The sequence below is a fragment of the Microbacterium sp. DMC48 genome, assembly GCF_056313825.1.
Genome location: NZ_JBQUZN010000005.1, coordinates 13,473 through 30,903, shown reverse-complemented (window position 1 = coordinate 30,903; position 17,431 = coordinate 13,473). Strand labels below are relative to the sequence as shown.

Sequence of the window (17,431 nt, the reverse complement as noted above, 5' to 3'; positions counted from 1 at the left end):
TCGGCCGCGCGGCATGTACTCCGCGATCGCCCGCAACAAGCGCAACACCTGGCTGATCCTGGCCGGCTTCATCGTGGTGCTGGGCCTCATCGGGCTGGCGGCGGGGTGGCTCGCGGGTAACAACTGGTGGATCTCGGCTTTCGTCCTCGTCGGTGCGGCCGGCTACGCGACCGTGCAGTATTTCGTCGCCGACCGCGAGGCCCTCGCCCTCTCGGGTGCTCAGGAGGTGACGCGCGAGGAGGCTCCGCGCTATTACCGGATCGTCGAGAACCTGTGTCTGACGACGGGCACCCCCATGCCGCGGCTCTATGTCGTCGAGGATGCCGCGCCCAACGCCTTCGCGACCGGACGCACGCCAGAGCGCGCGGCGATCACGGTGACGACGGGCCTGTTCGAGCTCATGACGGATCGTGAACTCGAGGGGGTGCTCGGGCATGAGCTCGGGCACATCCGCAACTACGACATCCGCGTCACGCTCGTGGTGTTCGGTCTCGTGGTCGCCGTGGGGCTCGTGGCGGACATCCTCTTGCGGATGGCTTTCTTCGGGGGCGGCCGGCGCGGCGGAAACAGCCAGTCCCAGCTCTTCTTCCTCATCTTCGGCCTGGTCGCCGCGATCGTGGCGCCGCTGCTGGCCGCGGTCGTCCAGGCGGCCATCTCGCGCCAGCGCGAGTACCTCGCCGATGCGACCAGTGCTCTCACCACCCGCGACCCCGACGGCCTGGCGTCTGCTCTTGCCAAGCTGGGGGAGTACGGCCGACCGCTCGCCAAGGCGAACACGTCGATGGCTCACCTCTGGATCAGCGACCCGCTTCGACCCGGTGCGATGGAGCGCCTGTTCGCCACGCATCCACCGATCCCGGACCGCATCGCCCGCCTGCAGGAAATGGGCGGACGGTTCTGAGTTCTAGACTGGCGGGATGAGCGGCACCGACGACAGACACGGCGCCGCGCCGCGCGGGTCGTTCCTCGACACTCTGCGCGAGCGCACGGTCGCCTCCGACATCGACCGCGGGCTTCCTCGGGGCCTCAGAGTGGCGACGGCGTATGCGTGGCGGTTCGTGGTCATCGCCATCGCGGCCGGCATCCTGATCTGGCTCGTCATCCAGCTGAAGCTCCTGGTGATCCCGCTCATGGTGGCGATCCTCGTCACCGCGCTGCTGTGGCCGGCCTTCACCTGGATGCTGGCGCGCGGGGTGCCGCGATGGCTCGCGATCGTCCTGGCCGTGCTCGGCACGGTTGCGGTGATCGGAGGGCTGCTGTGGCTGGCGATCTGGCAGATCACCCGTGAGTGGTCGAGCGTGCAGGTGCGCACCACGGAAGCGATCGGCCAGTTCCGTCAGTACCTCATCGACGGGCCGCTCCACCTCACGGCGCAGCAGATCGATGATCTGCTGGTGCAGGCGGGCGGCTACCTGCAGCAGCAGGCGGAGGTGCTCTGGTCGGGGGCTCTGGCGGTCGGCTCCACCGTCGGCCACGTCGCCACCGGGGCGGTGCTGGCTCTGTTCATCCTGCTGTGCACCCTCGCCGACGGCGGTGGCATCTGGAGCTGGGTCGTGCGCCTGTTCCCGCGACGCGCGCGCAGCGAGGTCGACGGTGCCGGCCGCGCCGGCTGGCGCACCGTCGTCACGTATGCGCGCACGCAGTTGCTCGTTGCGACGATCGACGCCACCGGCATCGCGCTCGGCGCCTTCCTCCTCGGTGTTCCGCTCGCCATCCCGATCGGCGTGCTCGTCTTCCTCGGCGCGTTCGTGCCCTTCGTCGGCGCCATCGTCACCGGTGCGCTGGCGGTGTTCCTCGCCCTCGTCTACAACGGGCCCTGGATCGCGCTGTGGATGCTGGTCGTCGTCCTGGGCGTCCAACAGCTCGAGGGACACGTGCTGCAGCCGCTGCTGATGGGCTCGGCCGTCAAGGTCCACCCGCTGGCCGTCGTGCTCGTCGTCGCCGGCGGTGCCATGATCGCCGGCATCCCCGGTGCACTCTTCGCCGTCCCGCTGGCGGCGTTCATCAACGTCGTCGCCGTCTACCTCGGACGCCGCGCGAACGATCCCCTGGCCCCACCCGATCGGGCCGATCTCATCTGGAGCACCGTTCCCCGCAGTAGGAAGAAGCCCGCGTGACCCTCCCGACCCTGGCGGAGTTCGAGGACGCCGCCGCCGTCCTGCGCGACGTCATCGTGAAGACGCCGTTCGATGTCTCCGACCACCTCACGGAGGTGCTCGGGGCGCCCGTCTACCTCAAGCTCGAGAACCTGCAGCGCACCGGCTCGTTCAAGATCCGCGGGGCCACGTACCGTCTGTCCCGTCTCAGCGCGCAGGAGCGCGCGCGCGGTGTGGTCGCCGCTTCTGCCGGCAACCACGCCCAGGGCGTCGCCTCGGCCGCGCAGAAGCTCGGCATCCCCGCCACGATCTTCATGCCGCTGGGTGTTCCGGTGCCCAAGCTGCTCGCGACCCGGGGCTACGGTGCCGAGGTCGTGCTGGAGGGGGCGACCGTCGAAACGCCCCTGCGGCTGGCGGCGGAGTTCGCTGAACGGACCGGCGCCGTCATGATCCACCCCTACGATCACCCCGACATCATCATCGGCCAGGGCACGCTGGGGCTGGAGCTGTGGGACGGCGTGCCCGACCTCGAGACCGTCGTCGTCGGCATCGGCGGCGGCGGGCTGCTCGCGGGCGTCGCCGCCGCCGTGAAGGCGCGGGCTGCCCTCGAGGGAAGACGCGTCCGCATCATCGGGGTACAGGCCGAGAATTCCGCCGCGTACCCGTCCTCGCTCGCCGCCGGCGTTCCGCTGACGGTCGCGACGACGCCGACCATCGCCGACGGCATCGCGGTCGCGCGTCCCGGAGATGCACCCTTCGAGGTGATCAGCGAGCTCGTCGACGAGGTCGTCACCGTGAGCGATGACGACATCGCCAGGGCCCTCCTGGTGCTGCTGGAGCGCGCGAAGCAGGTCGTCGAGCCCGCCGGCGCCGTGGGCGTGGCCGCCATTCTCGCGGGAAAGATCACCGCGAGCGGTCCCACTGCCGTCATCCTCTCCGGGGGCAACATCGACCCGTTGCTGCTGCAACGCGTCGTGGCGCACGGACTGGCGGCATCCGGTCGCTACATGACCCTGCAGATCCCACTACCGGACCGGCCGGGCCAGCTGGCGCGCGTGTCCGAGCTGCTCGCCATCGCCGGGGCGAACGTCATCGAAGCGCTCCATACGCGCCACGGGCAGGGTCTGCAGATCAGCGAGGTGATTCTGCAGCTCAGCGTGGAGACCCGCGGCGAGGATCACCGAGCGCACGTCATCGCTGTTCTGGAGGAGGCGGGCTTCCGTCCCCGCGTCGCGCAGGACTGACGCGCGCGCTACTGACCGTTGTAGGTTTCGACCTTGACGATCTCCACCGAGATCTCGCGACCGTTCGGCGCGGTGTACGAGGTCTTCTCACCCTCGGCCAGGCCCAGGATCGCCGCACCCAGCGGCGAGGCCTCGCTGTAGACGTCGAGCTCGGAGCCGGCCGCGATCTCACGGCTGCCGAGCAAGAAGACCTCTTCGCCGCCGGCGACGATCGCGGTGACGACGGTTCCGCCCTTGACGGTGCCGTCGGACTCGGGCGCCTCGCCCACCACGGCGTCCTTCAGCAGCGCCTGCAGGGTGCGGATACGCGCCTCCTGCTTGCCCTGCTCGTCCTTGGCGGCGTGGTAACCGCCGTTCTCCTTGAGGTCACCCTCCTCACGAGCGGCCTCGATGCGCTTGGCGATCTCCTCGCGACCCGTCGTCGACAGGTGCTCGAGTTCGGCGGCGAGCCGGTCGTAGGCGTCCTGGGTGAGGAAGGTCTCCGTGTTCTCGGCCACGTCGTCTCCTTGTCGATGGGAATCGGTCGATATGGGTGTGCGGCCCCCGCCGTCGGCACTAAGCCAAACGCCCCGGCAGCTGCCAGGGCGCATGTGTCGGATCAGCCTACGGGATCCAGCACGAGGGGACCAAACCGGTCGTCGCTGCGGCGGTCGTCGCGACACGCTCGCTGAACGTGCGGCTGTGAGCGTCGTCGGCCGGGTAGGAGACGACCTTCCATCCGACGATGCCGTGATCCTCGTCCTGAGCCTCCACCACACAACTGACCGCGCTGCCGCGCGCCAGCGTGAGCTGGAAATCGACCGTCACGCTGTGCGGCGCGTCGCTGAGATCGAACCCGGTGACGTCGATGTCGACGGACTGCGCGGCCTGTGTGTAGGTGTTCCACCCGAAGTAGCCGATGAGAGCGAGTACGACCAGACCGCCGACGATCCATGCCGAGCGGCGACGACCTGCGCTCCGGACGCGGCCGTAGCGGTCGTCGAGCTCCTGCTGCGTGCGCATCGCGGTCATGACACTTCCCGAGGTTCTAGGCTGGACTTCCAGGCTAGGCGCTCCGCGCGGAACAGAGGAACGATGCACGCACTGACGATCGCGCTCACGGGAATCGCCGACCCGGCGATTCCGACTCCCACCATGACGGTCAACCCTGACGCCGTCACTCCGGGATTCGTGGGCTTCGTCGGCATCGCGGTCGTCGCGGTGGCTGTGATCTTCCTTCTCATCGACATGCTGCGGCGCATCCGTCGTGCCGGCTACCGCGCAGAGATCGCGGAGGAACTCGACGCGAAGACGGCAGCGGATGCCGAGGCCCGCGCCGACGCTCAGGCGGCGGCGGCCGTCGAGGCGAGCGATACCGACGACCAGGACATCGACCCCGCCTCACGCTGACGCCGGTGCGCCGTGGGTCCGACCGGTACGCGCCGGCTCAGCCCGCCGCGCCCAGAGAGGGCACGAGCGGGTGCAGCGCGATCAGCAGACACGCCGTCCAATGGCAGAGGAAAGCCAGCACGGTGCACACATGGAAGATCTCGTGGAACCCGAAGTGGCCCGGCCACGGGTTCGGCCTCTTCAGCGCGTAGACGATCGCTCCGCCGGTGTACAGCAACCCGCCGACGATGACGAGGACCATCATCGCGAGGTTCGCCTGCAGCAGGTCGACGATGTACATCACCGCTGCCCACCCCAGCAGAAGGTAGAGCGCCACGTAGAGCCACCGCGGGGCGTTGATCCAGAAGACGCGGAACAGGATGCCGAGGATCGCGCCCGACCAGACCAGCACGAGCAGGAGGGTGCCCTTGTCGGGCGTCAGCGCCAGCACGGCGATCGGCGTGTAGGTGCCCGCGATCAGCAGCAGGATGTTGGCGTGGTCGATGCGCTTGAGCACCGCCTTGGTCGTCGGCCCCCAGTTGAACCGGTGATACAGCGCGGAGTTGCCGAACAGGAGGAGCGAGGTCACCATGAAGACGACCGCGGCCCATTTCGCGGCCGCACCCTGGGCGAGGACGATGAGCAGGACCCCGGCGGCCACGGCGACCGGGAACGTTCCGGCGTGGATCCAGCCGCGCCACGTGGGCTTCAGGTCGACCTGTGCACGGACGGAGCCGGCTTCGAGAAGCGGGAGCTGGGGCATGTCGGCGCCCTCGGCGGATGCGTGTCGGGTCACGGCACCGAGCCTACGCGCAGCCTCATGCCGTCTTCCGCACATATCCCGTGTGCGGTCGGGGCCGGGGCTCGCGCGGTAGCGTAGGAACGTGACACCCACCGGTTCGGGCGAGGGGCGTGGATTCCTCTATCGCCTCTACAGTTCGCGCCTGCGTCGCGAGTTGACCCCCGACACCGTTCCCCATCACGTCGCGATGATGATCGACGGCAATCGTCGCTGGGCGCGTCAGGCCGGCTTCACGACGGTCGCGCACGGACACCGTGCCGGAGCCGCGAAGATGCACGAGTTCCTGCGCTGGTGCGACGATCTCGGCATCCGTGTGGTGTCGCTCTACCTGCTGTCCACCGACAACCTCACCAAGCGCGACTCGCAGGAGCTCGCCGATCTCATCGAGATCATCGCCGAGCTCGCCGACGAACTCTCGCTCGAGCCCGGCTGGCGCGTGCAGCACGTGGGTCGAGCGGAGATGCTGCCACCGGACCTGGCCCGCGTGTTACGGACGGCGGAGGAGCGGACGGCCGGAAACACGGGCCTGCACGTGAACCTCGCGGTCGGCTACGGCGGACGAAGCGAGATCGTCGACGCCGTTCGCAGCATCATCGCGCAGCACGACGAGCGCGGCGGCTCGCTCGAAGAGCTCGCCGCCAGCCTCACCCCGGAGCAGATCGGCGAGCACTTGTACACCGGAGGGCAAGCGGATCCCGACCTGGTGATCCGTACCTCGGGCGAACAGCGTCTCAGCGACTTCCTGCTCTGGCAGTCGGCGCATTCCGAGTTCTACTTCGTGGAGGCGCTCGGGCCGGATCTGCGCGAGGTCGACTTCCTCCGCGCCATCCGCGACTACGCCACGCGTGATCGCCGGTACGGCAGCTGACCGGAGCGGTCCGACCCGTAACGACGCGGCGTGGGACAATGGAGGACGTGAACGACCTGCAGCCCTACCTCGATACCTTCGACAGCGCAGCGGGGTATCTGGACTGGGCGGCGTTCGGGCCGCTCTCACCTGCCGTGCGAGCCGAGACCCTGGCCGATGCCGAGCTCCTCGGCAGCGGTCGACGCTCCGGAATCGATCTGGTCTCCGAGAGATCCGACGAGGCGCGCGGCCTCGTCGCACAGGTTCTGGGATGTTCCGTCGACGAGGTCGTGTTGCAGCCGTCGACGACCCACGGATTGCAGCACGCGATGCAGGGTCTTCGGGGCGTGCTCGTCGTGTCGGCTCAGGAGTTTCCCGCCCTGCGGGTGACGGCGCGCCGCGCTCAGGATGCTCGCGGCGTGCTCTCGGTTCGCGAGATCGACACCTCCGGCGGGATCGTCACGGCGGATGCCGTGGCGGAGGCGCTCGATGACGAGGTGACGGCGGTCGCCGTCAGCCTGGTCGATTTCCGCACGGGAGCTGTCGCCGACCTGGCGGCGATCCGCGACCGGATCGGTGATCGGCTGCTCATCGTCGATGCCGTTCAGGGTTTCGCCGTCGTCGACGCCGACTGGGATGCCGCCGATGTCGTGTGCGGCAACGGGTACAAATGGCTTCGGGCCGGCCGGGGCACCGGCTTCGCGCGGTTCTCCGATCGGGCACGTGAGCGCATCGAACCCGTACTCTCGGGGATCTCCGGTATGCAGGGTGACGCGAGCAGCGTCGGGGTTCCCGCGCCGTTGCCGACGGCCGCCGCCTATCAGGTCGCCCCGGCCGACCACCTCGCCGCCGGTCGCCTGGCGGCGGCGCTGCGCGAGGTGCTCGACGCGGGCATCCCGGACGTCGCCGCCGAACTGCGCTCGCGCGCACGGGCCGTGATGGATCTCGCAGATCGCTATGGGATTCCTGTCGTGACCCCGCGCGACCGGCACGCCGGCATCGTGGCCTTGCAGCCGGCCCCTCACGAGGCGGCGCCGTTGGCCGCCGCTCTCGCCAATCACGGCGTCACCGTCACTGCCCGCGGCGCCACGATCCGGGTCGCGCCCCACGTCGGAACGGGTGCGGACAGTTTCGTTCTGCTCGGCGACGCCTTCGCCGAGCTCGCCGCCGCGCGTGCCGTCGTCGAGCCCGGTCCCGCCGCCATCGCACTGCCGGAGCCCGGTTCTTCCGACGATCTTCCGGTCTCTCTCGAGGTCACCGCGGCCCCCACGCAGGCTCTCGAGGCCTCGTCCGCCGACGACATCACACGTTAACGTCCCCGACACCGATCGGCGGCGTGTCGCGGATGGCGCGAGCGCATCGCGCGCCGTACGGTCATCACATCGGGCAAGGCGCCCGGTCGGGTCGGCCTCCACACGACTCGTGGCCACGGTCGACTCGAAACTGCCGGGTGCTCCACCCGGGGCGGGAGTGAGTTGTGACCACACGGGCTTCACTGCAGCAACGCCGGATCGATGAGAGTGTCGAGGAGGTCGTGGACACCGATCTGCGCACCTACGTCCTCGACACCTCTGTGCTCCTCAGCGATCCGCGCGCGTTCTTCCGGTTCGCGGAGCATTCCGTCGTCGTGCCCGTGGTGGTGATCACCGAGCTCGAAGGCAAGAGGCACGACCCGGAGATCGGCTACTTCGCCCGGCAGGCTCTGCGTCACCTCGACGAACTGCGTGTCGAGCACGGGCGCCTGGACTTCGCCGTCCCCGTCGGGGACGGAGGAACGCTGCGCGTCGAGCTGACCAACACGGATCCCTCCGTACTGCCCGCCGGCATGCGGCTCGGCGACAACGACACGCGCATCCTCTCCGTCGCCATGCACCTCGCTTCCGATGGCCAGCGAGTCACGGTCGTCTCGAAGGACCTTCCCATGCGCGTCAAGGCGGCCTCTCTCGGCATCCACGCCGAGGAGTATCTCGCGGAGCAGGCCGTCGACAGCGGGTGGACGGGCATCGCCGACATCGCGATCTCCGGTGACGACATGAGCGACCTCTACGAGGCGGAGGTCGCGACCAGCGAGGAGGTGCACGGCCTCCCGGTGAACACGGGTCTCGTGATCCACTCCGAGCGCGGGTCGGCTCTCGGCCGCGTCACCGGAGACGGCGCGTTCCGCCTCGTCCGCGGCGACCGCGACGTGTTCGGACTCCACGGCCGCAGCGCTGAGCAGCGCATCGCGATCGACCTGCTGCTGGATCCCGAGGTCGGGATCGTGTCCCTCGGTGGGCGCGCCGGAACCGGCAAGTCGGCGCTCGCTCTCTGCGCGGGACTGGACGCTGTCCTCGAGCGTCAGCAGCAGAAGAAGATCATCGTCTTCCGCCCGCTGTTCGCTGTCGGGGGCCAGGAGCTGGGCTACCTGCCGGGCGATCAGTCCGAGAAGATGAATCCGTGGGGGCAGGCGGTCTTCGACACCCTCGGATCCGTGGTCTCCGGAAACGTCCTCGAGGAAGTGGTCGCGCGCGGGATGCTCGAGGTGCTCCCGCTGACCCACATCCGCGGGCGCTCCCTCCACGACGCCTTCGTGATCGTCGATGAGGCGCAGTCCCTCGAGCGCAACGTGCTGCTGACGGTGCTCAGCCGGATCGGGCAGAACTCGCGCGTCGTCCTCACCCACGACGTCGGCCAGCGCGACAACCTCCGTGTCGGCCGCCACGACGGCATCGCCTCGGTGATCGAAACGCTGAAGGGCCACAGCCTCTTCGGTCACGTGACGCTCATGCGCTCCGAGCGTTCGGCGATCGCCGCGCTGGTCACCGACCTGCTGGAGCAGGGCGAGCTGAGCTGACGCTCCCCGTTCGCACCGCGCCGTCCGCGGCGGGGCCTACTCCCAGCGATAGCCCTCGCCGCGGACGGTAGCGATGTGGTCGGCGCCGAGCTTCGCTCGCAGGTACCGCACGTAGACGTCCACGACGTTCGAACCCGGATCGAAGTCGAGGCCCCAGATACGGCTGAGCAGCGTCTCACGCGTGAGGACCTCGCCGGCGTGACGCAGGAACTGTTCGGCGAGTGCGAACTCGCGGGCGGAGAGGTCGACGTCGTGACCGGCCACGGAGCAACGGCGCGCCAGCAGGTCGAGCGTCACATCTCCGCGGGAGAGCACCATCGTGATGGCTCCCGTGCGCTCCCGAAGACGCGAGCGCACGCGCGCCATGAGCTCCGCGAGCGAGAAGGGCTTCGGAACGTAGTCGCTCGCGCCGGCATCCAGCCCGTCCACGGCGTCGCGGGCCGAACTACGAGCGGTCAGCATGATCACCGGGAGCGACTGCCCGTCGCCGCGCAGACGCCGCAGAACCTCGAAACCGTCCATGCCGGGAAGGCCGACGTCGAGGATCACGAGATCGATGTCACCGCGCGAGGCGCGTTCGAGACCGGCCGCGCCATCCTCGCAGGCGGTCGTCTCGTACCCTTCGGCGGACAGGGCGCGCGAGACCATCGAGACGATGTGCGGCTCGTCGTCGACGATGAGGATGCGGGTCATCCGGAGGCCTCCCGTTGTTGGACGACATCCCCCGCGCGCACCGGCGTGGGCAGCGTCGCCTGCGTACCGATGGGGATCTCGATGGTGAAAGTGGCACCGCCACCCGGAGTGTCGGCCACGGTGCAGTGACCGCCGTGCGCCTTGGCGATCGCGTCGACGATGGCGAGGCCCAGGCCCGATCCGCCGACCGACCGCTTGCCGGTGCCCCGGTCAAAGCGACGGAAGATACGGTGGCGCACCGCGGGCGCGATTCCCGCGCCGTGATCGCGTACCCACAGCTGAGCACCGGAGGGATGCACGGCGCTGCCGATCTCGATCGCCGAGCCGGCGGGGGTGTACTTCGCCGCGTTGTCGGCCAACTGCAGCCACGCCTGCAGGAGGCGATCACGATCGCCGTGGATGATCCCTGCTGCGCGTTGCTCGACCCCCCAGTCGTGGTCCGCGATGACGGCGACCAGCTCTGCGACGCGTCGGGTCAGCGCGTCCAGATCGACATCTCCCATCGTGAAGCTGTCGCTTTCGACCGCGGCCAGCAGGTCGATGTCGCCGATCAAGCGCGTCATGCGATCGAGTTCGGCGATGCCGAGCGCACGCGTCGCCGCGACGTCGGAGGGGTCGGCGGCATCCATGAGCTCCAGGTGTCCGCGCACGATCGTGATCGGCGTCTTCAACTCGTGTCGCACGTCGTCCAGGAGTCGGCGCTGGGCGTCGAAGAGAGCATCGGGGCTCTCGAGGCCGTCAGGCAGCTCTGGCGTGTGGCGTCTCTCGTCCAGGAGCAGCCAGCCCACCAGTGCCGTCACCGCGAGCGTCAGAGCCGCTGCAGCGGCGAAGACGACGACCGAGACCCAGGTGGTCGGCGCGCCGGTCGCGGCGTGGACCGAGAGCAGCGCGAGCGCCGTCAGTCCGAATCCCGCCGCGACCACGGCCAGGACGACGCCGAGCCCGCGTGCGCGCCTTGCCGCACGGGGAGGGCGGACGGCGCGATTCACCCTCTGATTATGAACCCGACAGGGGGAGCAGGCGATCAGCCGGGGTGCGTCATCGACAGAAGGTCGAGCTTCGTGTCGAGTTGCTCCTCGGTCAGCTCTCCTCTTTCGACGTAGCCGAGGTCGATCACAGCCTCGCGCACCGTGATGCCCTTGGCGACGGCGTGCTTGGCGATCTTCGCCGCCGCTTCGTAGCCGATGAGCTTGTTGAGCGGGGTCACGATCGACGGCGACATCCCGGCGAAGGCGGCGGCGCGCTCGAGGTTCGCTTCCAGACCGTCGACCGTCTTGTCGGCCAGCACGCGCATCGCGTTCGACAGCAGGCGGATCGACTCCAGCAGGGCCGTGCCCATGACCGGGATCGCGACGTTCAGCTCGAACGAGCCGGATGCGCCCGCCCAGGCCACCGTCGCGTCGTTGCCGATCACGCGCGCGCACACCATGAGGGTCGCCTCGGGGACGACCGGGTTCACCTTTCCGGGCATGATCGAGGACCCGGGCTGCAGGTCGGGGATGTGCAACTCGCCGAGGCCGGTGTTGGGGCCCGATCCCATCCATCGCAGGTCGTTGTTGATCTTCGTCAGCGAGACCGCGATCGTGCGCAGGGCGCCGGATGCCTCGACCAGGCCGTCGCGGTTGGCCTGCGCCTCGAAGTGGTCGTGCGCTTCGGTGATGGGAAGTTCGGTCTCCTCGGCCAGGAGCGCGATGACCTTCTGCGGGAAGCCGAGTGGTGTGTTGATGCCGGTGCCGACGGCTGTGCCGCCCAACGGCACCTCGCCCACGCGGGGAAGCACGGCACGCACCCGCTCGATGCCGAGGCGGATCTGGCGCGCATACCCCCCGAACTCCTGTCCGAGGGTCACGGGAGTCGCGTCCATGAGGTGCGTGCGGCCCGACTTCACGGCGTCCTTCCACAGGAGCGCCTTCGCCTCCAGGGCGACAGCGAGGTGGTCGAGGGCGGGGATGAGGTCATCGATGAGCGCCTGTGTGACGGCGATGTGGACGGAGGTCGGGAAGACATCGTTGGACGACTGTGATGCATTGACGTGATCGTTCGGATGAACCGGCGCGCCGAGCTTCTGAGTGGCGAGCGAGGCGAGTACCTCGTTCATGTTCATGTTCGACGAGGTGCCCGATCCCGTCTGGTATGTGTCCACGGGGAAGTGGGCGTCGTATCGACCGGTGATGACGTCGTCGGCGGCAGCCGCGATCGCATCGGCGATCGCGCCATCAAGGGTTCCGAGTTCCTTGTTGGCCAGCGCGGCGGCCTTCTTGATGCGCGCAAGCGCGGCGATCTGCGTCGACTCCAGCCCGGTGCCCGAGATCGGAAAATTCTCCACGGCGCGCTGGGTCTGTGCGGCGTAGAGAGCGTCCTTCGGCACGCGCACCTCGCCCATCGTGTCGTGTTCGATGCGGTACTCGGTGGTCTCGGTCATTGCGGTCACGTCCTCGTTTCCTGTGCGTCTTCGGTTGTGGTGTCGGGCGGGTGCCCGGCTCAGGCCGTCTGGAGGCCTACGGCGACGTGCGGCACCGCCGTGCCCTCGCTCAGCCGGTAGTTCGCGCCCACGATGCCCAGTCGGCCCTCGGCGACCGCGTCGGCGATGAGCCGCGAGGAGGCGAGCAGATCGTCGACCGTGTTCTTGAGGTGTTCCCGTCCCACGTCCTCGGCGTCCAGCTCACGAGGATCGACCTCGCCGCCGGCATCGCGGAGCACGGTGCGTGCCGCCGGCACGATGCGCGCGATCAGGCGCCAGATGTGCGGGGGGAGTTCGGGGGAGCCGAGCGCGGTGGAGTCGATCGCGGCGCGCACGGCACCGCACGCGTCGTGTGCGAGCACGATGATGAGCGAGACGTCCAGCGCCGCGACGGCATACTCCAGGCTGGCCACCGCGGAGTCCGAGGCGACCTGGCCGGCGTTACGGACGACGAACAGGTCGCCGAGGCCCTGATCGAAGATGATCTCCGCCGCCAGGCGTGAATCCGCACAGCCGAACAGCGCGGCCCGTGGGGTCTGAGCGGCGGCGAGCTCGTTGCGCCGCTCGACGTCCTGTCGCGGATGGCGCGGCTCACCTGCGACGAAACGGGCGTTGCCCTCGAGCATCTCCTCCCAGACGAGCGAAGGGGTGGGGCGGACGGTTGCGTTCATCTCTTCTCCTCGCGCATGGTCAGAATCTGATCGGTGACGCCCGACGCCGCGACGGCGGCCGTTGCGGCGTCGGTCGCCCCGTAGATCAGCACCGTGTCGGAGCCGGCCGTCGTCGAGATGGCGTACGAGACCGTGTCGGTGCGGGCGGCGGCAGGGATCGTGTACTCGTCCCAGGCGATCCCGTCGATGGTGACGCTGCCGGAGGGCGCGAACCCGCCCAGCACCTTCGTCGCCCATCCGGCGTCGGCGTCGACGCCCTGTGCCACGCGCACGTAGCCGCTCGGCGGTGCATACACGACGCGCCACATCGAGCCCTCCAGTCGCGCCGAGTTGGCGCGCCAGTTCTCGGGGACGACAGGAACCAGCAGCGGGTGTCCGATGGCTGCCGACGCGCTCTGCGCTGCCGCGGCCACGTCCGCCTCCTCAGGGTCGGGCAGTGAACCGCGCGGCACCCCGAAGTAGACGACGGCGACGACGGCCATGATGACCAGGAGAGCTGCCACCAGGTTGCGGAAGGTCTTGCTCTGGCGGTACGCCCGCGAGGCGGCCGCCTTGCGATCGGCGGTCTCCGCGGGCGTCTCGGGTCGGCCGAGCTCCGCGACGATGCGAGGACCCGATGCCATTACGACTCCGCGTCCGCGGGACGGGCGGCATCGAGAAGCCGTTTCGCGCCGAGCAGCCACTCCTCGCAGCGCGCGGCGAGAGCTTCACCGCGGGTCCACAGGGCGAGCGACTGCTCCAGAGTCGGCGCGCCCTGCTCGAGTTCGGCCACAACGCGCACGAGCTCGTCCCGGGCCTGCTCGAATGAGAGATCGGCGACGTCGGTGGCCGTGTCGCTGGTCATGGCGTCCATTCTAGGCCGCCCCGCCGGCGTCTTCTGCGAGCGGACCCGCCGAGCGCGCGGTGAACGAGCCCTCGGCGACGGTGACCGTCACGGAGGTGCCCACCGGAACCTGACGAGCGTCGCGGACGATGACCCCGGCATCCAGATGGGCGATGGCATAGCCGCGTTCGAGTGTCGCGCCGGGGGAGAGGGCGCGCAGCGACGCGCGCAGCTGCGCCGTCGTGCGTTCCGCGGCATCCATCCGTCGGTGCACGATGTCGCGGCCGCGCGAGACGAGGGTCCAGAGCTCGTGGGCGCGGGGCGTGAGCAGAGACTCGGGAGTCCGCAGCACAGGACGCGAGCGCAGCTGCTCGAGCTGGGCGATGTCGTGACCGACCCTTTGCGTGAGGCGCGTGCGCGCACGCGAGCGCAGCTGGTTCACGAGCACCCGTTGCTCCGAGACGTCGGGGACGACGCGCTTGGCGGCATCCGTCGGTGTCGACGCCCGTACATCCGCGACGTCGTCGAGCAGCGGATGGTCGTTCTCGTGGCCGATGGCGGAGACGACCGGCGTGGATGCCGCGGCCACCGCACGCACCAGGCGTTCATCGCTGAAGCCGAGCAGGGTCTGCGGATCGCCGCCGCCGCGGGCGATGATGATGACGTCGACGTTCGGGTCGGCATCGAGCGCCGTGAGCGCGGCGATCGTCTCGGGAACGCAGCGCTCGCCCTGGACAGCGGCATGGATCGTGCGGAAGCGGACCCCCGGCCAGCGCAGTTCGGCGTTGCGGTGTACATCCTTCTCCGCGTCGCTGCGCTCACCGGTGACGAGGCCGACGAGCTGGGGAAGGAACGGAAGGCGCTTCTTGCGGCCAGGGTCGAACAGTCCCTCTGCACGCAACTGGGCGCGCAGCTTCTCGAGCCGCTCGAGCTGATCGCCGAGGCCCGTATGGCGCATCGCGGAGACGGTGAAGGTGAAGTCTCCGGTCTTCACGAAGAAGTCGCTCTTCACGCACGCCACCACGAGGTCGCCGACCTTGAGGTCATCGGGCAGGCGCTGAAGGGTCGAAGACCACAGACGGAACGAGAGCATCGCGTCACCGTTCGCGTCCTTCAGGCGACCGAAGACGTGGCCGCCGCGGAGGTTCCACGCGGTGATCTCACCTTCGACCCAGACGGACCCCCAGGTCGAGACGAACCCGCGGATGGTCTCGTTCAGCCGTGACACCGACGTCGGAGCGTCGGCGCGTGAGTCGCGCGGAGCGACCGCATCGGGAGGAGGGACGTGCCCGGGGGCGGACGCGAACGATGCCATCGATGCCTCTCCGCCGCGCGCATGCGGCCCTCACTCAGCCCGCTCTCCCTAGAATCAAGGGGTGAGCAGCACAGCCATCCGTCTTCCGACGCCCCACATTCCAGGCCCGCGCGGACGGCTTCAGGATAACCCGGTCCCCGGACACAAGCGGGTCCTCCTCGCGTCACCGCGAGGGTACTGCGCCGGCGTCGATCGCGCCGTGATCGCCGTCGAGAAGGCGCTGGAGCGCTACGGTGCACCCGTGTACGTGCGCAAGCAGATCGTGCACAACATCCACGTCGTCACCGAGCTCGAGGCGAAGGGAGCCGTGTTCGTCGAGGAGGTCGACGAAGTGCCCGAAGGCGCCCACGTCGTCTTCAGCGCGCACGGTGTGTCGCCGGCCGTCGTGAACGCGGCCTCCGAGCGGGGCCTCCAGGCGATCGATGCCACTTGTCCTCTCGTGACCAAGGTGCACCGCGAGGCGGTGCGCTTCGCCCGCGACGACTTCGAGATCCTCCTCATCGGCCACGACGGCCACGAAGAGGTCGAGGGGACGGCCGGAGAGGCCCCGGACCACGTCACCGTCGTCAACTCGCCCGAGGAAGCCGATCGGGTCGTCGTGAAAGATCCGGCGAAGGTCGTCTGGCTGTCGCAGACGACGCTCTCGGTCGATGAGACCATGGAGACGGTTCGCCGTCTGCGCGAACGTTTTCCCGAGCTTCAGGATCCGCCGTCTGACGACATCTGCTACGCGACGCAGAACCGCCAGGTCGCCATCAAGAAGGTCGCCAAGGACGCCGACCTCGTCATCGTCGTCGGCTCGGCTAACTCCTCCAACTCCGTGCGCCTGGTCGAGGTGGCGCTGGAATACGGCGCGAAAGCGGCCTACCGCGTCGACTACGCCCACGAGATCCAGCAGGAATGGCTCGACGGCGTCGAGACCGTCGGGGTCACCAGCGGAGCCTCCGTGCCCGAGGTGCTCGTGCAGGAAGTCCTCGCCGACCTCGCCGGCGCCGGCTACGCCGACGTCGAGCAGGTGCGCACGGCCGAGGAGGATCTGATGTTCTCGCTTCCCAAGGAGCTCCGCCAGGATGCGAGCGGGCGCCGGGACGACCGTGCACTGGGTGGGCGGTCGCGCGGATGAGCGACCCGACCGGATCGTCCACACACGCGCAGACGCCGCGTCCGCGTCCGCAGTACGGCGAGTATGCGAGCCCCGAGGAGCAGCGGGCGCGGATCCAGCAGCCCGAGCCGGCCTCCGTCTCGCCCCACCCCGCGCTGCCGCACACGGCACCCAGCCGAGTCCACCCGCCCACCGCTCCGGCGACGACCGCCGCCGCGCGCCCGACGCGCACCGCGGACCGCATCATCACCTTCGCCCTGCTCGTGTACGGTCTCGTGACCGTCGTCAGTGCGGTGCCGCAGCTGTGGGACTTCTCCGGCTTCGCGCAGACGTGGATGCAGGTCGCGGGTATCGACGCGACGTTCACGAACACCGCGCAGGGCGAGCTGTGGGGTCGCATCGGAGCCTTCGTCTTCATCGGCGGGTGGATGCTCACCGCGTTGCTGTCGTGGGTGTCGCTGCGTGCGCGTCGCCTGTCGTGGTGGATTCCCCTCGTCGGGGCGATCGTGACCTTCATCCTCGCCACGGTGTGCTTGACGGTGCCGCTGCTCGGCGACCCTGCGATCGTCACCCACTTCGCCCGATGAGCGACACGGGGCGCCTTCTCGCCGTCTGCGTCGTACGGGCGCTGCGCCCTGACGCCGGATCACTCGGTGTGACAGCGATCGATAAGGCCGCGGTCGACGGGGCGGTGCGCCTCGGACGCTACGGCGCGTATGCCGATGTGCAGGCGAATCGGAAGCACCATGGTGGCCTGGACAAGGCTCTGTATGCGTACGCGCAGGAGGACGCCGAGTTCTGGGAGACGCAGCTGCGGGCGCCTCTCCCGCCCGGATGGTTCGGCGAGAACCTCCGTGTCGAGGGGCTCGACGTCAATCGTGCCCGTATCGGCGAGCAGTGGCGGATCGGGGAGACGGCCGTCGTCGAGGTGACGATGCCGCGGACACCGTGCCAGACCTTCGCCCGCTGGGTGCGCACCGTCGACCGGTCGGCGGAACGCGGCTGGGTGCGGCGGTTCTCGGCAGAACGGCGGCTCGGTCCGTACCTGCGCGTCGTGCGTACGGGCTCCGTCCGCGCGGGCGATCCCATCCGGGTGATCCACGTGCCCGACGGTGCTCCGGGACTGCTCGACGCGTACGTCGACCCTGCCTGATCGCAGCGACCGCACCCGCCTTC

Annotated in this window: 20 protein-coding genes; 10 read left to right on the top strand and 10 right to left on the bottom strand. The window is 69.3% G+C overall.

All coding sequences use genetic code 11. The features are described from left to right. Positions 1-13 precede the first annotated feature (13 nt). From ACT53O_RS09225 to ilvA, 3 genes are read left to right on the top strand one after another with little or no spacing between them, the layout of a single operon-like run. Positions 14-901: a M48 family metalloprotease gene (locus tag ACT53O_RS09225; RefSeq protein WP_112931232.1), complete on the top strand. Its 888-nt coding sequence runs from the start codon at positions 14-16 to the stop codon at positions 899-901. 16 nt (positions 902-917) lie between these two features. Further along, the gene (locus ACT53O_RS09220; RefSeq protein ID WP_135949750.1) at positions 918-2,117 is read left to right on the top strand and encodes an AI-2E family transporter; all 1,200 of its coding nucleotides are present in this window, start codon (positions 918-920) and stop codon (positions 2,115-2,117) included. Beyond that, the gene (ilvA, locus tag ACT53O_RS09215) at positions 2,114-3,340 is read left to right on the top strand and encodes a threonine ammonia-lyase (protein WP_294942918.1); all 1,227 of its coding nucleotides are present in this window, start codon (positions 2,114-2,116) and stop codon (positions 3,338-3,340) included. Before ACT53O_RS09220 ends, ilvA begins: the two co-directional genes overlap by 4 nt. Before the next feature lie 8 nt (positions 3,341-3,348). Here ilvA and greA read toward each other — a convergent pair whose 3' ends face one another. Further along, on the bottom strand, positions 3,349-3,837 hold the full coding sequence (gene greA / locus ACT53O_RS09210) for a transcription elongation factor GreA (RefSeq protein ID WP_005052563.1): 489 nt from the start codon (positions 3,835-3,837) through the stop codon (positions 3,349-3,351). Between the two features lie 106 nt (positions 3,838-3,943). After that, positions 3,944-4,351 (bottom strand): DUF4307 domain-containing protein, encoded by a 408-nt coding sequence (locus ACT53O_RS09205; protein ID WP_036318413.1) that lies wholly within the window; start codon positions 4,349-4,351, stop codon positions 3,944-3,946. Between the two features lie 63 nt (positions 4,352-4,414). On the opposite strand from ACT53O_RS09205, the gene ACT53O_RS09200 reads away from it, so the two are divergent. Beyond that, positions 4,415-4,729 carry a hypothetical protein gene (locus tag ACT53O_RS09200; RefSeq protein ID WP_036318412.1) on the top strand — a complete coding sequence of 105 codons (315 nt, stop codon included), beginning with the start codon at positions 4,415-4,417 and terminating at the stop codon, positions 4,727-4,729. Between the two features lie 37 nt (positions 4,730-4,766). On the opposite strand, the gene trhA is transcribed toward ACT53O_RS09200, so the two are convergent. Then, on the bottom strand, positions 4,767-5,471 hold the full coding sequence (gene trhA / locus ACT53O_RS09195) for a PAQR family membrane homeostasis protein TrhA (protein WP_476152604.1): 705 nt from the start codon (positions 5,469-5,471) through the stop codon (positions 4,767-4,769). Positions 5,472-5,592: 121 nt separating this feature from the next. Between trhA and ACT53O_RS09190 the strand changes: the two genes are divergently transcribed. From ACT53O_RS09190 to ACT53O_RS09180, 3 genes are all read left to right on the top strand, one after another. Next, a complete protein-coding gene (locus tag ACT53O_RS09190; RefSeq protein ID WP_005052573.1) occupies positions 5,593-6,378 on the top strand; it encodes an isoprenyl transferase in 786 nt (261 codons plus the stop codon). A 38-nt stretch (positions 6,379-6,416) separates the two neighbouring features. Continuing rightward, the gene (locus tag ACT53O_RS09185; RefSeq protein WP_476152007.1) at positions 6,417-7,670 is read left to right on the top strand and encodes an aminotransferase class V-fold PLP-dependent enzyme; all 1,254 of its coding nucleotides are present in this window, start codon (positions 6,417-6,419) and stop codon (positions 7,668-7,670) included. A 164-nt stretch (positions 7,671-7,834) separates the two neighbouring features. Next, the gene (locus ACT53O_RS09180; RefSeq protein ID WP_036318410.1) at positions 7,835-9,190 is read left to right on the top strand and encodes a PhoH family protein; all 1,356 of its coding nucleotides are present in this window, start codon (positions 7,835-7,837) and stop codon (positions 9,188-9,190) included. Positions 9,191-9,226: 36 nt separating this feature from the next. On the opposite strand, the gene ACT53O_RS09175 is transcribed toward ACT53O_RS09180, so the two are convergent. Genes ACT53O_RS09175 through xseA form a run of 7 tightly spaced genes read right to left on the bottom strand, consistent with a single transcriptional unit; the run spans position 9,227 to position 15,153 of the window. Further along, positions 9,227-9,883 carry a response regulator transcription factor gene (locus ACT53O_RS09175; protein WP_112931238.1) on the bottom strand — a complete coding sequence of 219 codons (657 nt, stop codon included), beginning with the start codon at positions 9,881-9,883 and terminating at the stop codon, positions 9,227-9,229. Next, the gene (locus ACT53O_RS09170) at positions 9,880-10,872 is read right to left on the bottom strand and encodes a sensor histidine kinase (RefSeq protein ID WP_239498571.1); all 993 of its coding nucleotides are present in this window, start codon (positions 10,870-10,872) and stop codon (positions 9,880-9,882) included. The genes ACT53O_RS09175 and ACT53O_RS09170 overlap by 4 nt, the downstream gene beginning before the upstream one ends. Before the next feature lie 35 nt (positions 10,873-10,907). Then, positions 10,908-12,305: a class II fumarate hydratase gene (locus ACT53O_RS09165; RefSeq protein WP_039412314.1), complete on the bottom strand. Its 1,398-nt coding sequence runs from the start codon at positions 12,303-12,305 to the stop codon at positions 10,908-10,910. Between the two features lie 59 nt (positions 12,306-12,364). Beyond that, positions 12,365-13,015, bottom strand: a complete 651-nt coding sequence (locus tag ACT53O_RS09160) for a carbonic anhydrase (protein WP_112931240.1) — start codon at positions 13,013-13,015, stop codon at positions 12,365-12,367. After that, a complete protein-coding gene (locus ACT53O_RS09155) occupies positions 13,012-13,638 on the bottom strand; it encodes a DUF4245 family protein (RefSeq protein WP_036318402.1) in 627 nt (208 codons plus the stop codon). The genes ACT53O_RS09160 and ACT53O_RS09155 overlap by 4 nt, the downstream gene beginning before the upstream one ends. Further along, positions 13,638-13,868 carry an exodeoxyribonuclease VII small subunit gene (locus tag ACT53O_RS09150; protein ID WP_083867978.1) on the bottom strand — a complete coding sequence of 77 codons (231 nt, stop codon included), beginning with the start codon at positions 13,866-13,868 and terminating at the stop codon, positions 13,638-13,640. The genes ACT53O_RS09155 and ACT53O_RS09150 overlap by 1 nt, the downstream gene beginning before the upstream one ends. A gap of 1 nt (position 13,869) precedes the next feature. Then, on the bottom strand, positions 13,870-15,153 hold the full coding sequence (gene xseA, locus ACT53O_RS09145; RefSeq protein ID WP_476152001.1) for an exodeoxyribonuclease VII large subunit: 1,284 nt from the start codon (positions 15,151-15,153) through the stop codon (positions 13,870-13,872). A 97-nt stretch (positions 15,154-15,250) separates the two neighbouring features. Here xseA and ACT53O_RS09140 point away from each other — a divergent pair, with 97 nt between their 5' ends. Genes ACT53O_RS09140 through ACT53O_RS09130 form a run of 3 tightly spaced genes read left to right on the top strand, consistent with a single transcriptional unit; the run spans position 15,251 to position 17,408 of the window. Then, positions 15,251-16,276, top strand: a complete 1,026-nt coding sequence (locus ACT53O_RS09140) for a 4-hydroxy-3-methylbut-2-enyl diphosphate reductase (protein ID WP_051039537.1) — start codon at positions 15,251-15,253, stop codon at positions 16,274-16,276. Further along, on the top strand, positions 16,273-16,842 hold the full coding sequence (locus tag ACT53O_RS09135) for a DUF6264 family protein (RefSeq protein ID WP_036318400.1): 570 nt from the start codon (positions 16,273-16,275) through the stop codon (positions 16,840-16,842). Before ACT53O_RS09140 ends, ACT53O_RS09135 begins: the two co-directional genes overlap by 4 nt. Continuing rightward, positions 16,839-17,408 (top strand): MOSC domain-containing protein, encoded by a 570-nt coding sequence (locus tag ACT53O_RS09130; protein WP_036318399.1) that lies wholly within the window; start codon positions 16,839-16,841, stop codon positions 17,406-17,408. Before ACT53O_RS09135 ends, ACT53O_RS09130 begins: the two co-directional genes overlap by 4 nt. The last annotated feature ends 23 nt before the right edge of the window (positions 17,409-17,431 follow it).